Below are 15040 nucleotides of genomic sequence, written 5' to 3' on the forward strand. Positions count from 1 at the left end.
GAGTGTTATGAGTCAGGCATTACCGCTAGTCACCCGCAAGGGCGATCGCATTGCTATAGTCAGCGGTTTACGTACTCCGTTTGCCAGACAGGCGACGGCGTTTCATGGCATTCCTGCCGTTGATCTCGGTAAGTTGGTGGTTGGCGAAATGCTGGCCCGCAGCGATATCCCTGTGGAAATAATCGAGCAGCTGGTATTTGGCCAGGTTGTGCAGATGCCGGAAGCGCCAAATATCGCTCGGGAAATTGTTCTGGGAACCGGTATGAGCGTACATACCGATGCCTACAGCGTCAGTCGCGCCTGTGCGACCAGTTTTCAGGCGGTGGCCAATGTCGCAGAAAGTCTGATGGCAGGAACTATCCGGGCGGGCATCGCGGGTGGGGCCGACTCTTCGTCCGTGTTGCCCATCGGTGTTAGCAAAAAACTCGCCCGCGTCCTGGTTGATGTCAATAAAGCACGCACCCTGAGTCAGCGCCTCAAGCTCTTTTCCCGTCTACGCTTTCGCGATCTTCTTCCTGTGCCGCCAGCGGTTGCCGAATATTCCACCGGTCTACGGATGGGGGACACCGCTGAACAGATGGCAAAAACCTGGGGTGTTCCCCGTGAACAGCAGGATCAGCTAGCGCTTCGCTCGCACCAGTTTGCCGCGAAGGCCTGGGAAGAGGGCAAACTATCAGCAGAAGTGATGACGGCATATACCCCGCCTTTCCGTGAACCGCTGGTTCAGGATAATAATATTCGTAAAAATTCAACGCTTGCTGATTACCAAAAGTTACGCCCGGCCTTTGATCGCAAACACGGGACCGTGACCGCTGCTAACAGTACGCCGTTAACCGATGGCGCGGCGGCGGTGATTATGATGACTGAATCCCGGGCTAAAGAGCTGGGGTTTGTCCCGCTGGGCTATCTGCGCAGCTATGCTTTCAGCGCCATTGCTGTCCAGCAGGATATGCTGTTGGGACCGGCATGGTCGACGCCGTTGGCGCTGGAAAGGGCAGGACTTACGCTGGCTGATTTAACCCTGATTGATATGCACGAAGCCTTTGCCGCGCAGACGTTGGCTAATTTGCAATGTCTGGCGAGCGACCGCTTTGCTCGTGAAGTGCTTGGCCGTTCACAGGCAACAGGAGAGGTTGATGAGAGCAAGTTCAATGTGCTCGGCGGATCCATAGCCTATGGTCATCCTTTTGCCGCCACGGGCGCGAGAATGATCACCCAAACGTTACACGAACTGCGGCGTCGTGGAGGCGGATTTGGTTTGGTCACTGCCTGCGCTGCGGGTGGTTTAGGTGCAGCTATGATTCTGGAGGCCGAATAATGGACACCCTGTCGGCGTTTACGCTTGAGATTCGCCCGGACAATATTGCCGTGATTACGATTGATGCTCCTGGCGAAAAAATGAATACCTTGAAAGCCGAGTTTGCCAGCGAAGTACGGGCAATCATCCGTCAGCTTCGCGACAACAAAGACCTGCGCGGTGCGGTGTTCATTTCGGCAAAGTCAGATAATTTCATTGCCGGGGCCGATATCAACATGATTGCCCGCTGCGTTTCTGCCCTGGAGGCTGAAACGTTGGCCCGTCAAGGGCAGCAGATTATGGCGGAGATCCACGGGTTGTCGATTCCGGTTATTGCTGCTATCCACGGCGCATGTCTGGGTGGTGGCCTTGAGCTGGCGCTGGCTTGTCACGGGCGGGTGTGCAGCGATGATGATAAAACCCGACTTGGTTTGCCCGAAGTTCAATTGGGCCTGCTGCCAGGTTCCGGTGGTACCCAGCGTTTACCAAGATTAATCGGCGTCAGTAGCGCGCTGGATATGATCCTGACCGGCAAGCAGCTTCGCCCGCGTCAGGCCCTGAAAGTGGGACTGGTTGATGAAGTGGTGCCGCAGGCCATTTTGTTGCAAACCGCAGTAGAGTTGGCGTTGAAAGGACGCCCGGTAAGCCGCACTGTTCCTGTACGCGATCGCATCCTCGCCGGACCATTAGGTCGTAGTCTGCTATTTCGCCTGGTGGCGGAAAAGACACATCAAAAAACGCAGGGTAATTATCCAGCGACCAAACGTATTCTACAGGTGATTGAAACCGGGCTGGCGCAGGGTTGCAGTAGTGGTTATGCCGAAGAAGCGCGAGCCTTTGGTGAGCTGGCGATGACGCCGCAATCGCAAGCGTTGCGAGCCATTTTCTTCGCCAGTACCGATCTTAAAAAAGATCGCGGTGCGGATGCGGAACCCGGCGCGTTGCGCAGTGTCGGTATTCTTGGCGGCGGGCTGATGGGAGGGGGAATTGCTTACGTCACCGCCTGTAAAGGAGGATTGCCGGTACGCATTAAGGACATCCAACCGCGCGGGATCAATCACGCCATGAAGTACAGCTGGGATCTGCTCGACAAACAGGTTCGCCGCCGCTATCTGCGGGCTAGCGAGCGCGATCGTCAGCTGGCGTTGATCTCGGGTTCTACGGATTACCAGGGATTTGCACATCGTGATGTGGTTATCGAAGCGGTGTTTGAAGACCTTGCCCTCAAGCAAAAAATGGTCAACGAGGTTGAGCAGCACTGTAGCGTTGAGACGATCTTTGCCTCTAATACCTCATCATTACCGATCGGTGAGATCGCGGCACAAGCCAGCAGGCCGCAGCAGGTTATCGGCCTACACTTCTTCAGTCCGGTAGAGAAAATGCCGTTGGTAGAGGTGATTCCGCATGCCGGTACCAATCAGCAAACTATCGCGACGGTGGTAAAACTGGCGAAGCAACAGGGGAAAACACCCATCGTGGTGGCTGACAAAGCGGGCTTTTATGTTAACCGTATTCTGGCCCCTTACATTAATGAAGCGATGCGCCTGTTGATGGAAGGTGAACCGATAGAACATATTGATAACTCATTGGTAAAATTTGGTTTTCCTGTCGGACCTATTCAACTGCTTGATGAGGTCGGTATCGATACCGGGACCAAAATTATCCCGGTTCTGGAGGCGGCATGGGGAGAACGTTTTAGCCCGCCTGCAAACATCATTAGCGCGATTCTGAATGACGATCGCAAAGGTAGAAAAAATAACCGGGGTTTCTATCTTTATGAGGCGAAAGGGCGTAAAAGCAAAAAACGGCCCGATACTGCGATTTACTCTTTACTGGGAGTTTCTTCTGCGCGGGAGCAATTGTCCGCGCAGCAGGTGGCGGAACGGTGTGTGATGATGATGCTTAATGAGTCAGCGCGCTGCTTCGATGAGCAAATTATCCGCAGTGCGCGCGATGGTGACATCGGTGCCGTGTTTGGTATTGGTTTCCCGCCGTTTCTTGGTGGCCCGTTCCGCTATATAGATAAGCTGGGTGCGGGAGAAGTCGCGGCAATTTTGCAGCGCCTGGCCGCACAGTATGGCCCGCGTTTTACACCATGTGACACTTTATTACACATGGCTGAGCAGGGGGCGACCTTTTGGCCCACTGATGAACGGACGACCTAAGTTGTGGTCAAAGAAGGTAAATCCGGCAATGAATGATGCTGGCCATTGGCTGTTTTGTAAGCAATAGTTGACTATACTTACGCCATTGAGGTAAAAAACAGCGTTTCATTCGTTGAATGGATCAGGCACAATGCCCGGCCACCGGGTCACCTGCGTATTGTTTACGTTGGTAAGGCTACGGTGCTTCTGGTTAACAAAAGCGGTGCAATATGCAAGTTTTTATTATGCGTCACGGCGACGCTGCCCTCGATGCAGCCAGTGACTCGGTTCGTCCACTAACCGTCTGCGGTTGTGATGAGTCTCGTCAGATGGCAACCTGGCTGAAAGGTCAAAAAGTGGATATTGAGCGGGTTCTTGTGAGTCCCTACCTGCGTGCTGAACAGACGCTGGAGATTGTTGGGGAGTGCATGAATCTGCCGAAAGATGTCGACGTGATGCCGGAACTCACGCCGTGCGGCGATGTTGGTATGGTCAGCGCTTATCTTCAGGCGCTGGCAAATGAAGGTGTGGCGACGGCATTGGTCGTGTCGCATCTGCCTTTAGTGGGGTACCTCGTCTCAGAGCTGTGCCCGGGGGAAACTCCCCCGATGTTCACCACATCTGCTATTGCCTGCGTCACGCTTGATGCTGAAGGCAAAGGTGAATTCACCTGGCAAATGAGCCCCTGCAATTTGAAGATGGCGAAAGCGATTTAATCTCCTCCGGGGCTGACGAACTACGGAAGCTCCGGCGGTTGCCACTCTTCAACTTCAATCAGTACCAGCAGTGCGGCGTCACCGCCGTACTCTTTTGGTGCCTGATGAAATGCCATGATCTGCGGATGTTGCGCCAGCCATAGCGGCGTTTGCTGCTTAAGAATGTGTTTCCCATGCCCGTGCATCACGCAGGCGCAGAACACATGTTCGCGACGACAGGCGGCAATCAACGCGCCCAGTTCCTGTTTAGCCTGCTGTTGGGTTAAGCCGTGCAGATCAAGGAACAGCTCTGGCGAATAGTCACCTCGCCGCAATTTTTTTAGCTCAAAATGGCTGACGTCCGAACGGACATACTTAACCGAGCCTTCGGTATTAAGCAGCGGCTGAAATTCATCCGAAAAGAAGTGGCTGTTGTCTGCCTGTTCCTGAAGTAACCGTTTTGGCGGCACCTCAGAGATTTTTTTGCGCAGCGGGCGGTGAACGATAGTGTCCTGTTTAATCTGACGCGTGCCGGTCATCAGTTGCCGGAACAATGCCTGATCCTCCTCACTTAGCGATGTTTTCTTTTTCATTACCTGGTCTCATTTTTTCTTTGTCGCTAGTTTACCCGACTCGTCATACATCCAGGCAAGGAAAACGTATATTTCCCCCTTAGCCTGACGTAAGAATGCTGATTTATCCCCGTCTTCGTGGCAAACTAGCCGCCGAATTTATAGCAGAGCGTGTCCTGGAGGATAGCGTGGATAAAATTTTTGTTGATGAGGCTGTTAATGAGCTTCATACCATTCAGGACATGTTGCGTTGGGCGGTAAGCCGCTTTAGCGCTGCAAATATCTGGTACGGACACGGTACTGATAACCCGTGGGATGAAGCGGTGCAACTGGTGATGCCGTCGCTGTATTTGCCGCTGGATATTCCGGAAGATATGCGTACCGCGCGCCTGACTTCCAGTGAAAAGCATCGCATCGTTGAGCGCGTGATTCGTCGTATTAATGAGCGTATTCCGGTGGCTTATTTGACTAATAAAGCCTGGTTCTGTGGCCATGAGTTTTACGTTGATGAGCGCGTGCTGGTGCCGCGTTCACCGATTGGCGAGCTTATCAATAATCAGTTTGCTGGCCTGATTGACCATCAACCGCAGCACATTCTTGACATGTGCACCGGTAGCGGTTGCATTGCAATCGCCTGTGCTTATGCCTTCCCGGAATCGGAAGTTGACGCGGTAGATATCTCCCCGGATGCGCTGGCTGTTGCCGAGCAAAACATCGAAGATCACGGTTTAATTCACAACGTAACGCCGATTCGCTCCGATCTGTTCCGCGACCTGTTGAAGGTGCAATACGATCTGATCGTGACTAACCCACCTTATGTGGATGAAGAGGATATGTCCGACCTGCCGGGCGAATATCGCCATGAGCCGGTTCTGGGACTGGCTTCAGGCAGCGATGGTCTGAAGCTGACTCGCCGCATTCTGGCCTGCGCGCCAGATTATCTTAACGATGATGGTATCCTGATTTGTGAAGTCGGCAACAGCATGGTACATCTGATGGAACAGTATCCTGACGTACCATTTACCTGGCTGGAGTTTGACAACGGCGGTGATGGCGTCTTTATGCTGACCAAATCGCAACTGATTGACGCCCGTGCGCATTTCAGCATCTATAAAGACTAAAACAATAAACACGCAAACATAACGACAATAACGGAGCCGTGATGGCAGGAAACACAATTGGACAACTCTTTCGCGTTACTACCTTCGGCGAGTCGCACGGCCTGGCGCTGGGCTGTATCGTTGATGGCGTGCCGCCAGGTATTCCACTGACCGAAGCTGACCTACAGCACGACCTCGATCGTCGTCGGCCAGGAACGTCGCGTTATACCACCCAGCGTCGTGAACCGGATCAGGTGAAAATTCTTTCCGGCGTCTTTGAAGGCGTGACCACTGGTACCAGCATTGGTTTGCTGATTGAGAACACCGATCAACGTTCCCAGGACTACGGCGCGATTAAAGACGTTTTCCGCCCGGGTCATGCTGACTATACCTACGAGCAGAAATACGGCCTGCGCGACTATCGCGGCGGTGGTCGTTCTTCCGCGCGTGAAACCGCGATGCGCGTGGCTGCCGGGGCGATTGCCAAAAAATTCCTCGCCGCCAAATTCGGTATTGTCATTCGCGGCTGTTTGACCCAGATGGGCGATATTCCGCTAGCGATAAAAGACTGGGATCAGGTTGAGCAAAATCCGTTCTTCTGTCCGGACCCGGATAAAATCGAGGCGCTTGATGAACTAATGCGTGGCCTGAAAAAAGAGGGTGACTCCATCGGGGCAAAAGTGACCGTGGTAGCGGATGGCGTGCCTCCGGGACTGGGTGAGCCGGTATTTGACCGTCTGGATGCGGATATTGCGCACGCGCTGATGAGTATCAACGCGGTAAAAGGTGTGGAAATTGGCGATGGTTTTGAAGTGGTGAAACTTCGCGGTAGCGAAAACCGCGATGAAATTACTAAAGCGGGTTTTCAGAGCAACCATGCCGGCGGCGTGCTGGGCGGTATCAGCAGCGGCCAGCAAATTGTGGCGAATATCGCCCTGAAGCCAACCTCCAGTATTACTGTTCCGGGGCACACGATTAATCGCTTTGGCGAAGAAGTCGAGATGATCACCAAAGGGCGTCACGATCCTTGCGTCGGTATTCGTGCGGTTCCGATCGCCGAGGCGATGCTGGCGATCGTTTTAATGGATCACTTTATGCGTCAGCGCGCGCAGAACGGCGACGTGACGACATCAATCCCACGCTGGTAATAGATGAAAAAAACCGTTATCGCACTGCTGACACTCCTTGCCAGCAGTACCAGCCTGGCGGCAACGCCGTGGCAGAAAATCACGCAGCCTATCAGCGGAAGTTCACAGTCTATTGGCGCGTTTTCTAATGGCTGTATCGTTGGCGCACAGGCGCTGCCGTTAAATTCTACCGGCTATCAGGTGATGCGCACCGATCAGCGCCGCTATTTCGGCCATCCGGATCTCGTTCAGTTTATTCAGCGCCTGAGCAATCAGGCGCACAACAAAGGAATGGGGACGGTGCTGATTGGTGACATGGGTATGCCGGCTGGTGGTCGATTCAACGGCGGCCACGCCAGCCATCAGTCCGGGCTGGATGTGGATATCTTTCTCCAGCTCCCGCAGGCGCGCTGGAGTTCAGCGCAGCTCATGAAGCCACAGGCTCTGGATCTGGTTGCGCGTGATGGCAAACGCGTAGTGCCGTCACTGTGGAGTCCGCAAATCAGTCATCTGATTAAGATGGCGGCGGAAGATAGCGAAGTCACGCGCATTTTCGTTAACCCGGCGATCAAGCAGCAGTTGTGCCTGGATGCGGGTAACGATCGCGACTGGTTGCGTAAAGTTCGACCATGGTTCCAACATCGTGCGCATATGCATGTGCGCCTGCGCTGTCCTGCGGGGAGTCTTGAGTGTGAAGATCAGGCTCCACCTCCGGCAGGCGATGGTTGCGGCGCGGAATTACAAAGCTGGTTTGAACCACCGAAACCAGGATCAACCTCTCCTGCGAAGAAGACGCCGCCTCCATTGCCGCCTTCCTGCCAGGCTCTACTGGATGAGCATGTTCTTTAATGGATAGTTTTATCGATCTGTTTATGGTGTCACCGGCGGTACTGGTTGTGCTGTTTTTCGTGGCTATTCTGGCGGGGTTTATTGATTCCCTGGCGGGGGGCGGCGGGTTGTTAACCGTACCAGCATTGATGGCTGCGGGTCTACCTCCCGCACAGGCGCTGGCGACCAACAAGCTACAGGCTTGTGGTGGCTCGCTTTCCGCATCCCTCTATTTTATCCGCCGCAAGGTGGTGAATCTCGCCGATCAGAAGCTGAATATTCTGATGACGTTTGTTGGTTCAACTGGCGGCGCGCTGCTGGTGCAGCACGTCCAGTCCGATATTCTCAAGCAGATTCTGCCAATACTGATTATCGGCATTGGCCTCTATTTTCTGTTGATGCCAAAGCTCGGCGAAGAAGACCGTCAGCGTCGTCTTTACGGTCTGCCGTTTGCTCTGGTGGCTGGCGGCTGCGTGGGTTTTTATGATGGCTTTTTTGGCCCGGGTGCAGGTTCTTTTTATGCGCTGGCTTTTGTGACTCTGGCCGGGTTCAATCTCGCTAAATCGACCGCCCATGCCAAAGTGCTTAATGCTACCTCCAACGTTGGCGGCCTGCTGCTGTTTATCATTGGCGGTAAAGTTATCTGGGCCACCGGCTTCGTAATGATGGTAGGACAATTTATTGGTGCCCGCGCCGGTTCGCGGCTGGTGCTGAGCAAAGGACAATCACTAATTCGACCGATGATTGTTGTCGTGTCGGCGGTGATGAGTGCAAAACTTCTTTATGACAGCCATGGACAGGAGATCCTCCACTGGTTGGGGATGAACTAATGAACAGTACGCATAATTACGAACAGCTGATTGAAATCTTCGACGGTTGCTTTGCCGATGATTTTAATACCCGTCTGATTAAAGGCGATGACGAACCGATCTATCTTCCGGCTGATGGCGATGCACCGTATAACCGCATCGTTTTTGCCCACGGCTTTTACGCCAGCGGATTACATGAGATCTCGCACTGGTGTATCGCTGGTAAAGCGCGTCGCGAGCTGGTTGACTTCGGTTACTGGTACTGCCCTGATGGCCGTGATGCGATGACCCAGTCTAAATTTGAAGACGTTGAGGTGAAACCGCAGGCGTTCGACTGGCTATTTTGCGTGGCGGCAGGCTATCCGTTTAACGTCAGTTGCGACAACCTGGAAGGCGATTTTGAACCTGACCGTATCGTTTTTCAACGGCGAGTACATGCTCAGGTGATGGTCTATCTGGAGCAGGGGATCCCCGAGCGTCCGGCGCGCTTTATCAAAGCATTACAAGAATATTATCAAACGCCGCCTTTGACGGCTGAGCAATTCCCGTGGCCGGAAGACCTGCACTAAGGCCACACTTTACATAATATGAGGAAAGAAGATGATCGCGGAGTTTGAATCACGCATTCTGGCGTTAATAGACGATATGGTAGACCACGCCAGTGATGATGAACTATTTGCCGGCGGTTATCTGCGCGGCCATCTGACGCTGGCGGTGGCTGAGCTGGAAGGTGAGGACGAGCATACTGCGCAAGCGGTGAATGATAAGGTGACCCAAAGCCTAACGAAAGCGATCAACGCTGGCGAACTGTCGCCACCCGATCAGATTCTGGTGCAGGGCATGTGGGATAATTTGTATCAGCAGGCGCTGCGGAAATAACGTTTTTGCCTGATTAGTGGCCCGATTTTACCCTATCGGGCCAGTTTCTTTGACTATTTCACCGCTTTCCCTTTCAGTAACTTTCTTACCCACAAACGATTCGGATTCAGCGCTGCCAGAGTTTCTCTGTCCATCGGTAACGGCTCGTTGCTCATTTGCGCCGCCAGAATTTCGGCCATCAGCGGAGCGGAGCATAATCCGCGCGAACCGAGTGCGGCAAGCAAATACAGATTGCGATAAATTGGGGCCTCTATGGCCCGTTCCTGGCGTTCGGCCAGCGAGGCGTATTCGCTTAATGTGCGATCATAGTCGGGCACATTGCCTGCCATCGGCAAATGATCGCGTGTTGCACAGCGCACGCCGCTGCGCGCTTCATTGGCACTGACATCCACCTCCTGCACCCACTTAATCTGCGGCAAGCAGTCAATCAGGCGTTGGCGATTTTGTTGCTGATCTACAGCGCTAAACGTGGTATCCGTTTGCCCACGATGATAGCTGGCACCAATGCAGTGCTGTTGGTTGTTTGGGTTTTGCGGGGTCAAATAACCGTCATAACACAGCACCTGGCGTAGCTGTGATAGTCCTGGCGTGGTGGGAATATGGCTGACCTGACCAGCAACTGGATACATGGGAAGGTGTGTGGTCTGACTGAAGTCAGTTACCTGATAACCATTAGCCAGTACCGCGACTTCATGGTGCTGCCGCTGATTTAATTGCCAGCCGTCATTATCAGTGCTGATAGTTTCAACAGGATAATCGTAGTGAACATGTAACCCGCGAGTAGCCGCGAGGGCGAATAGTTCGGCAGTTAGCTGCTGTGGACAGAGCCAACCGCCGGCAGGGTAGGTTATTCCCCCGCAGTCGGTGTCGACGCCGCAGGTTTGTGCAACGGTTTGGGCGTTAACGGCAACGGCGATTTCCGGCGGCAGATTGAGTTCAAGCATCTGGGCGATTTTCTGTGCGCTTTTTTCATCCCAGGCTAGCTGCGTAACGCCGCACCAATCGTGGTCAAACTGCACTGGAAGAGTGTCGTAGAGGCGACGTGCAAAGGTAAATGCCGCCGGGAAAAAGCGGGCGAGGGCCGGATCGTGTTGACTCAATAGAGGGTAAAGAGCCCCCTGACGATTGCCGGATGCGCCTTCTGCGGGGGCGCTGTCGGCACAATATAACGTCACCTGCCAGCCACGACGCAGCAGCGCCAGAGAGAGCAGGGCGCTGGCGATGCCGCCGCCGATAATCGCCACATCGCGCTGCTCCGTTCCGCTACGGGCAAACCACGGAGTGCGCGAGGCGAAGTCGAGCGTTTGCTTCATTTCGCCGACAAGCATTTCGCGTTTGCGGCCAAAACCTTTGCGTTTCTGCATGCTGAAACCAGCTTCTTGCAGCCCGCGACGAACAAAACCTGCTGAGGTGAAGGTAGCCAGAGTTCCGCCGGGCCTCGCCAGTCGGGCCATCGCTGAAAAGAGTTCCGGCGTCCACATATCCGGGTTTTTTGCAGGCGCAAAGCCATCGAGAAACCAGGCATCCACCTGCTGATTAAGCGAATCATCAAGCTCGTTGGTGAGTTCATTGATATCGCCAAACCACAAATCCAGCGTTACACGTCCGTCATCCAGTAGCAGACGATGGCAGCCCGCTAACGGTTGCGGCCACTGCGCCTGTAGCTGTTCAGCCCATGGCGTAAGCTCCGGCCAGTGCTGGTGTGCCAGAGAAAGATCGTCGGCCTTCAGCGGAAATTTTTCGAAACTGATGAAATGTAATCTTTGCAGGGTAGCTTCTGGATTATCGCGGTGAAAAACGTCAAACGCCTGCCATAGCGTGAGAAAGTTTAGCCCGGTGCCGAACCCACTTTCAGCAACGATAAATAATGGGTGCGAATGAATGGGGAAACGTTCGTTAAGCTGGTTACCGCCGAGGAAAACGTAGCGAGTCTCTTCCAGGCCATTATCATTGGAAAAGTAGACATCGTCGAAATCTCGGGAAACAGGTGTACCCTCAGCATTGAATTCCAGGTTGGCGGGTTGTATGGCGTTTTGTTTCACGTAAGTTACTCGAATCACAAGGCGTAGAACGATCTTAACGATGTGTGCCTGAGGGCGCAAATTTATACACAATTTGGCTGATCGGACTTGTTCGGCGTACAAGTGTACGCTATTGTGCGACTCGAAACTTAATATAGTGTGACTTACAGAGGTATTGAATGAAACGTGCAGTGATTACTGGCCTGGGCATCGTTTCCAGTATTGGTAATAACCAGCAGGAAGTCCTGGCATCTCTGCGTGAAGGACGCTCCGGGATCACTTTCTCTGAAGAGTTTAAAGATTCGGGAATGCGCAGCCACGTATGGGGTAATGTCAAACTGGACACAACTGGTTTGATCGACCGTAAAGTGGTTCGTTTCATGAACGATGCCTCTATCTATTCCTATCTCTCCATGCAGCAGGCGATTGAAGATGCTGGCCTGAAAGAAGAAGTCTATCAGCAAAACCCGCGCGTGGGTCTGATTGCCGGTTCCGGCGGTTCTTCTAAATCTCAGGTTTTCGGCGCTGACGCAATGCGCAGCCCGCGTGGTCTGAAAGCCGTAGGTCCTTATGTGGTGACTAAAGCGATGGCATCTGCAGTATCCGCTTGCCTTGCCACACCATTTAAAATCTATGGCGTGAACTACTCCATCAGCTCTGCTTGTGCGACTTCCGCACACTGTATCGGTAATGCTGTTGAGCAAATTCAACTGGGTAAACAGGATATCGTGTTTGCTGGCGGCGGCGAAGAGCTGTGCTGGGAAATGGCCTGTGAGTTCGACGCGATGGGTGCTCTGTCCACCAAATACAACGAAACGCCGGAAAAAGCGTCCCGTACCTATGATGCGCATCGCGATGGCTTCATCATCGCAGGCGGCGGCGGTATGGTTGTCGTTGAAGAGTTGGAACACGCTCTGGCGCGCGGCGCGCACATTTATGCTGAAATTGTTGGCTACGGCGCAACGTCCGATGGTGCTGACATGGTTGCTCCATCAGGTGAAGGCGCGGTGCGCTGCATGAAGATGGCGATGCACGGCGTTGATACCCCAATTGATTACCTGAACTCCCACGGTACTTCTACACCGGTTGGTGATGTGAAGGAACTGGGTGCTATTCGCGAAGTGTTCGGTGATAACAGCCCGGCAATCTCTGCCACAAAAGCGATGACCGGCCACTCTCTGGGCGCGGCTGGCGTGCAGGAAGCTATCTACTCTCTGCTGATGCTCGAACATGGCTTTATCGCCCCAAGCATCAACATTGAAGAGATGGACGAGCAGGCTGCAGGTCTGAACATCGTGACCGAGCCTACTGAACGCGCGCTGACTACCGTGATGTCTAACAGCTTCGGCTTTGGCGGGACTAACGCCACGCTGGTGATGCGCAAATACAGCGCGTAACGAGCAAACCTTGAGAAGGGAGCCAACGGGCTCCCTTTTTTGTCTTCTTGACAGACCCCTGCGCAAGCAGGCAAACTCCTGCCACAACATTATTCTCCCCAATAATGCGTAAGCGTTTAACGTCATCCAACGCGCCTTAACCCTGATAATCAGGTGGAGATGGCGTGGTTATCACCTCGCCTTACTCTGCGAACTGGAGTAAAGCATGTCCGCAGCGACTGAAACAAAAAACACCTCTTCAGCGAATGGATCGCTGTTTCGTATTACTTTCGCCGTTTTTCTTACCTACATGACCGTGGGCCTGCCGCTGCCGGTGATCCCGCTTTTCGTTCATCAGGAACTGGGTTTTGGTAACACCATGGTTGGCGTCGCCGTCGGTATCCAGTTCCTTGCTACCGTGTTAACACGCGGCTATGCCGGTCGCCTGGCGGATCAGTATGGTGCAAAGCGCTCTGTACTTCAGGGCATGCTGGCCTGCGCGCTGGCAGGCGGTGCCTGGCTATGCGCTGCGCTGCTGCCGGTATCCGTTCTGGCGAAGTTTGGCCTGCTGGTACTTGGGCGTTTGATCCTCGGCTTTGGTGAAAGCCAACTGCTTACCGGTAATCTGAGCTGGGGGATGGGGCTGGTTGGCCCTGCACGTTCAGGAAAAGTGATGTCATGGAACGGCATGGCGATATACGGCTCGCTGGCGGCCGGGGCTCCGCTGGGGCTGCTGATCTATAGTCATTATGGCGTAGCGGTGCTGGCCTGCGTCACCATGGCGCTGCCGTTAGTCGCCTGGGCGATTAACGGCACGGTACGTAAAATACCTGCTCACGGTGGTGAGCGCCCGTCGCTATGGAGCGTTGTAGGGATGATCTGGCGCCCCGGTATCGGCCTTGGATTACAGGGCGTCGGCTTCGCGGTGATTGGCACGTTCGTCTCCTTGTATTTCGCCAGCCACGGCTGGGCAATGGCTGGTTTTACGCTGACCGCATTCGGCGGCGCTTTCGTATTGATGCGTATTTTGTTCGGCTGGATGCCGGATCGTTTTGGCGGGGTAAAAGTCGCCATCGTTTCGCTGCTGGTTGAGGCTATTGGTCTGGCTCTGCTTTGGCAGGCACCAAATGCCTGGGTGGCGTTGGCGGGTGCCGCGTTGACTGGCTGCGGTTGCTCACTTATCTTCCCGGCCTTGGGGGTGGAGGTGGTGAAACGCGTACCGCCGCAGGTGAGAGGAACAGCGCTGGGCGGCTATGCCGCATTTCAGGATATCTCTTACGGCGTCACTGGTCCGCTAACCGGGCTGCTTGCAACCTCTTTAGGCTATTCTTCCGTCTTCCTGGCCGCCGCGATATGCGCAGTGTTGGGGATCCTCATTACGTTAGTGTCATTACGTAAGTAAGTCTATGATTCGGCCCTTGGCATACGAGGGCCGGATGGTGCCTGGCGCGGTAGATAGTATTTCACCTGAAACTCAAACATATTGGTGTATAAAATCGAGTAGTCGATAGGCTGGTGATCCTCATCTATCGCCTGCGTTTGCATTCTGATGATAGGGTCTTTGGTACTGATATGCAGAAGTTTAGCCAGTTCCGGTGACGGGAGGATGGGAACAATCGATTCATAGCAGCCGTCAATTTTTACACCGCATTCGTTTTCGATATACGAGAATTTCGATTTCTTCATGTGGGCGATCGTCAGATCAGGAAAGCGCGTTGCCGAGAGCCAGGTTTCTTCTAATTGCATGGCGATATTATCGATAAAACGCAGTCTTTTAGCATAATAAACCAGCTCACCGTGCTGCAACTGCAACCCTTTGGCAATCTCCTCGGACGCGGTTTGCAACTCAAACTTGAGGATTTGGCTGGATGGGGTTTTCCCCTCATTACGTGCAATTTCAGTAAAGCTATCCAGGTGCGTAACGGATGCCTGAAAGTGTTTATTTCTAATCCAGGTTCCGGAGCCATGTCGACGCTCAATGAGCCCATCCTCTTCCAGCGCTTTTAGCGCCTTACGCAAAGTGTTGCGTGAGACATTATAAAATTCGGCTAATTCTTTTTCTGCTGGCAGAAGATCACCAATGCTATACAGCGGACTATTAATTCGGCTTTTTAGTAAATTGACCACATTTTTATAAACCACTTTTGAACCTCTTTAGTTCTTTTAGATACATAGGGTTACAATCTTACAGG

14 protein-coding genes are annotated in these 15040 nt (G+C 53.5%); 11 read left to right on the forward strand and 3 right to left on the reverse strand.

What is annotated here, in order from left to right; all coding sequences use genetic code 11:
• The first annotated feature begins 7 nt into the window (after positions 1 to 7).
• From fadI to sixA, 3 genes are all read left to right on the forward strand, one after another.
• Positions 8 to 1318: an acetyl-CoA C-acyltransferase FadI gene (gene fadI / locus DA718_RS08130; RefSeq protein ID WP_112212939.1), complete on the forward strand. Its 1311-nt coding sequence runs from the start codon at positions 8 to 10 to the stop codon at positions 1316 to 1318.
• Positions 1318 to 3462, forward strand: coding sequence for a fatty acid oxidation complex subunit alpha FadJ (gene fadJ, locus DA718_RS08135; protein WP_112212940.1), 2145 nt, complete (start codon positions 1318 to 1320; stop codon positions 3460 to 3462). Before fadI ends, fadJ begins: the two co-directional genes overlap by 1 nt.
• Positions 3463 to 3671: 209 nt before the next feature.
• Positions 3672 to 4157, forward strand: a complete 486-nt coding sequence (gene sixA, locus DA718_RS08140; RefSeq protein ID WP_112212941.1) for a phosphohistidine phosphatase SixA — start codon at positions 3672 to 3674, stop codon at positions 4155 to 4157.
• A gap of 20 nt (positions 4158 to 4177) precedes the next feature.
• Here the strand turns inward: sixA and smrB are convergent, their stop codons facing one another.
• Complete coding sequence (gene smrB, locus DA718_RS08145) at positions 4178 to 4729, reverse strand: endonuclease SmrB (protein WP_112212942.1); 552 nt, start codon at positions 4727 to 4729, stop codon at positions 4178 to 4180.
• Between the two features lie 167 nt (positions 4730 to 4896).
• On the opposite strand from smrB, the gene prmB reads away from it, so the two are divergent.
• From prmB to DA718_RS08175, 6 genes are read left to right on the forward strand one after another with little or no spacing between them, the layout of a single operon-like run.
• Complete coding sequence (gene prmB, locus DA718_RS08150; protein WP_112213209.1) at positions 4897 to 5829, forward strand: 50S ribosomal protein L3 N(5)-glutamine methyltransferase; 933 nt, start codon at positions 4897 to 4899, stop codon at positions 5827 to 5829.
• A gap of 41 nt (positions 5830 to 5870) precedes the next feature.
• Positions 5871 to 6956 (forward strand): chorismate synthase, encoded by a 1086-nt coding sequence (aroC, locus tag DA718_RS08155; protein ID WP_112212943.1) that lies wholly within the window; start codon positions 5871 to 5873, stop codon positions 6954 to 6956.
• Positions 6957 to 6959: 3 nt separating this feature from the next.
• Positions 6960 to 7784, forward strand: coding sequence for a penicillin-insensitive murein endopeptidase (mepA, locus tag DA718_RS08160; protein WP_112212944.1), 825 nt, complete (start codon positions 6960 to 6962; stop codon positions 7782 to 7784).
• Positions 7784 to 8593: a sulfite exporter TauE/SafE family protein gene (locus tag DA718_RS08165; RefSeq protein ID WP_112212945.1), complete on the forward strand. Its 810-nt coding sequence runs from the start codon at positions 7784 to 7786 to the stop codon at positions 8591 to 8593. Before mepA ends, DA718_RS08165 begins: the two co-directional genes overlap by 1 nt.
• On the forward strand, positions 8593 to 9141 hold the full coding sequence (locus tag DA718_RS08170; RefSeq protein ID WP_112212946.1) for an elongation factor P hydroxylase: 549 nt from the start codon (positions 8593 to 8595) through the stop codon (positions 9139 to 9141). The genes DA718_RS08165 and DA718_RS08170 overlap by 1 nt, the downstream gene beginning before the upstream one ends.
• 31 nt (positions 9142 to 9172) lie before the next feature.
• The gene (locus DA718_RS08175) at positions 9173 to 9451 is read left to right on the forward strand and encodes a YfcL family protein (protein ID WP_112212947.1); all 279 of its coding nucleotides are present in this window, start codon (positions 9173 to 9175) and stop codon (positions 9449 to 9451) included.
• A gap of 53 nt (positions 9452 to 9504) precedes the next feature.
• Here the strand turns inward: DA718_RS08175 and mnmC are convergent, their stop codons facing one another.
• Positions 9505 to 11493, reverse strand: a complete 1989-nt coding sequence (gene mnmC, locus DA718_RS08180; RefSeq protein WP_112213210.1) for a bifunctional tRNA (5-methylaminomethyl-2-thiouridine)(34)-methyltransferase MnmC2/FAD-dependent 5-carboxymethylaminomethyl-2-thiouridine(34) oxidoreductase MnmC1 — start codon at positions 11491 to 11493, stop codon at positions 9505 to 9507.
• Between the two features lie 158 nt (positions 11494 to 11651).
• Between mnmC and fabB the strand changes: the two genes are divergently transcribed.
• Together fabB and DA718_RS08190 are read left to right on the forward strand one after the other, a co-directional pair.
• Entirely contained in the window at positions 11652 to 12869 is a 1218-nt protein-coding gene (gene fabB / locus DA718_RS08185; RefSeq protein WP_112212948.1) for a beta-ketoacyl-ACP synthase I, read from the forward strand.
• A gap of 205 nt (positions 12870 to 13074) precedes the next feature.
• Positions 13075 to 14250, forward strand: coding sequence for an MFS transporter (locus DA718_RS08190; RefSeq protein WP_112212949.1), 1176 nt, complete (start codon positions 13075 to 13077; stop codon positions 14248 to 14250).
• 2 nt (positions 14251 to 14252) lie between these two features.
• Here the strand turns inward: DA718_RS08190 and DA718_RS08195 are convergent, their stop codons facing one another.
• Complete coding sequence (locus tag DA718_RS08195; protein WP_112212950.1) at positions 14253 to 14990, reverse strand: GntR family transcriptional regulator; 738 nt, start codon at positions 14988 to 14990, stop codon at positions 14253 to 14255.
• Positions 14991 to 15040 lie beyond the last annotated feature (50 nt).

This window comes from Klebsiella huaxiensis (genome assembly GCF_003261575.2).
Classification (GTDB): domain Bacteria; phylum Pseudomonadota; class Gammaproteobacteria; order Enterobacterales; family Enterobacteriaceae; genus Klebsiella; species Klebsiella huaxiensis.

What these genes read in the sequence shown, in the direction of transcription:
- fadI (WP_112212939.1), top strand. Translation starts at nt 8, where the DNA reads ATGAGTCAGGCATTACCGCTAGTCACCCGCAAGGGCGATCGCATTGCT.
- fadJ (WP_112212940.1), top strand. Translation starts at nt 1,318, where the DNA reads ATGGACACCCTGTCGGCGTTTACGCTTGAGATTCGCCCGGACAATATT.
- sixA (WP_112212941.1), top strand. Translation starts at nt 3,672, where the DNA reads ATGCAAGTTTTTATTATGCGTCACGGCGACGCTGCCCTCGATGCAGCC.
- smrB (WP_112212942.1), bottom strand. Translation starts at nt 4,729, where the DNA reads ATGAAAAAGAAAACATCGCTAAGTGAGGAGGATCAGGCATTGTTCCGG.
- aroC (WP_112212943.1), top strand. Translation starts at nt 5,871, where the DNA reads ATGGCAGGAAACACAATTGGACAACTCTTTCGCGTTACTACCTTCGGC.
- mepA (WP_112212944.1), top strand. Translation starts at nt 6,960, where the DNA reads ATGAAAAAAACCGTTATCGCACTGCTGACACTCCTTGCCAGCAGTACC.
- DA718_RS08165 (WP_112212945.1), top strand. Translation starts at nt 7,784, where the DNA reads ATGGATAGTTTTATCGATCTGTTTATGGTGTCACCGGCGGTACTGGTT.
- DA718_RS08170 (WP_112212946.1), top strand. Translation starts at nt 8,593, where the DNA reads ATGAACAGTACGCATAATTACGAACAGCTGATTGAAATCTTCGACGGT.
- DA718_RS08175 (WP_112212947.1), top strand. Translation starts at nt 9,173, where the DNA reads ATGATCGCGGAGTTTGAATCACGCATTCTGGCGTTAATAGACGATATG.
- fabB (WP_112212948.1), top strand. Translation starts at nt 11,652, where the DNA reads ATGAAACGTGCAGTGATTACTGGCCTGGGCATCGTTTCCAGTATTGGT.
- DA718_RS08190 (WP_112212949.1), top strand. Translation starts at nt 13,075, where the DNA reads ATGTCCGCAGCGACTGAAACAAAAAACACCTCTTCAGCGAATGGATCG.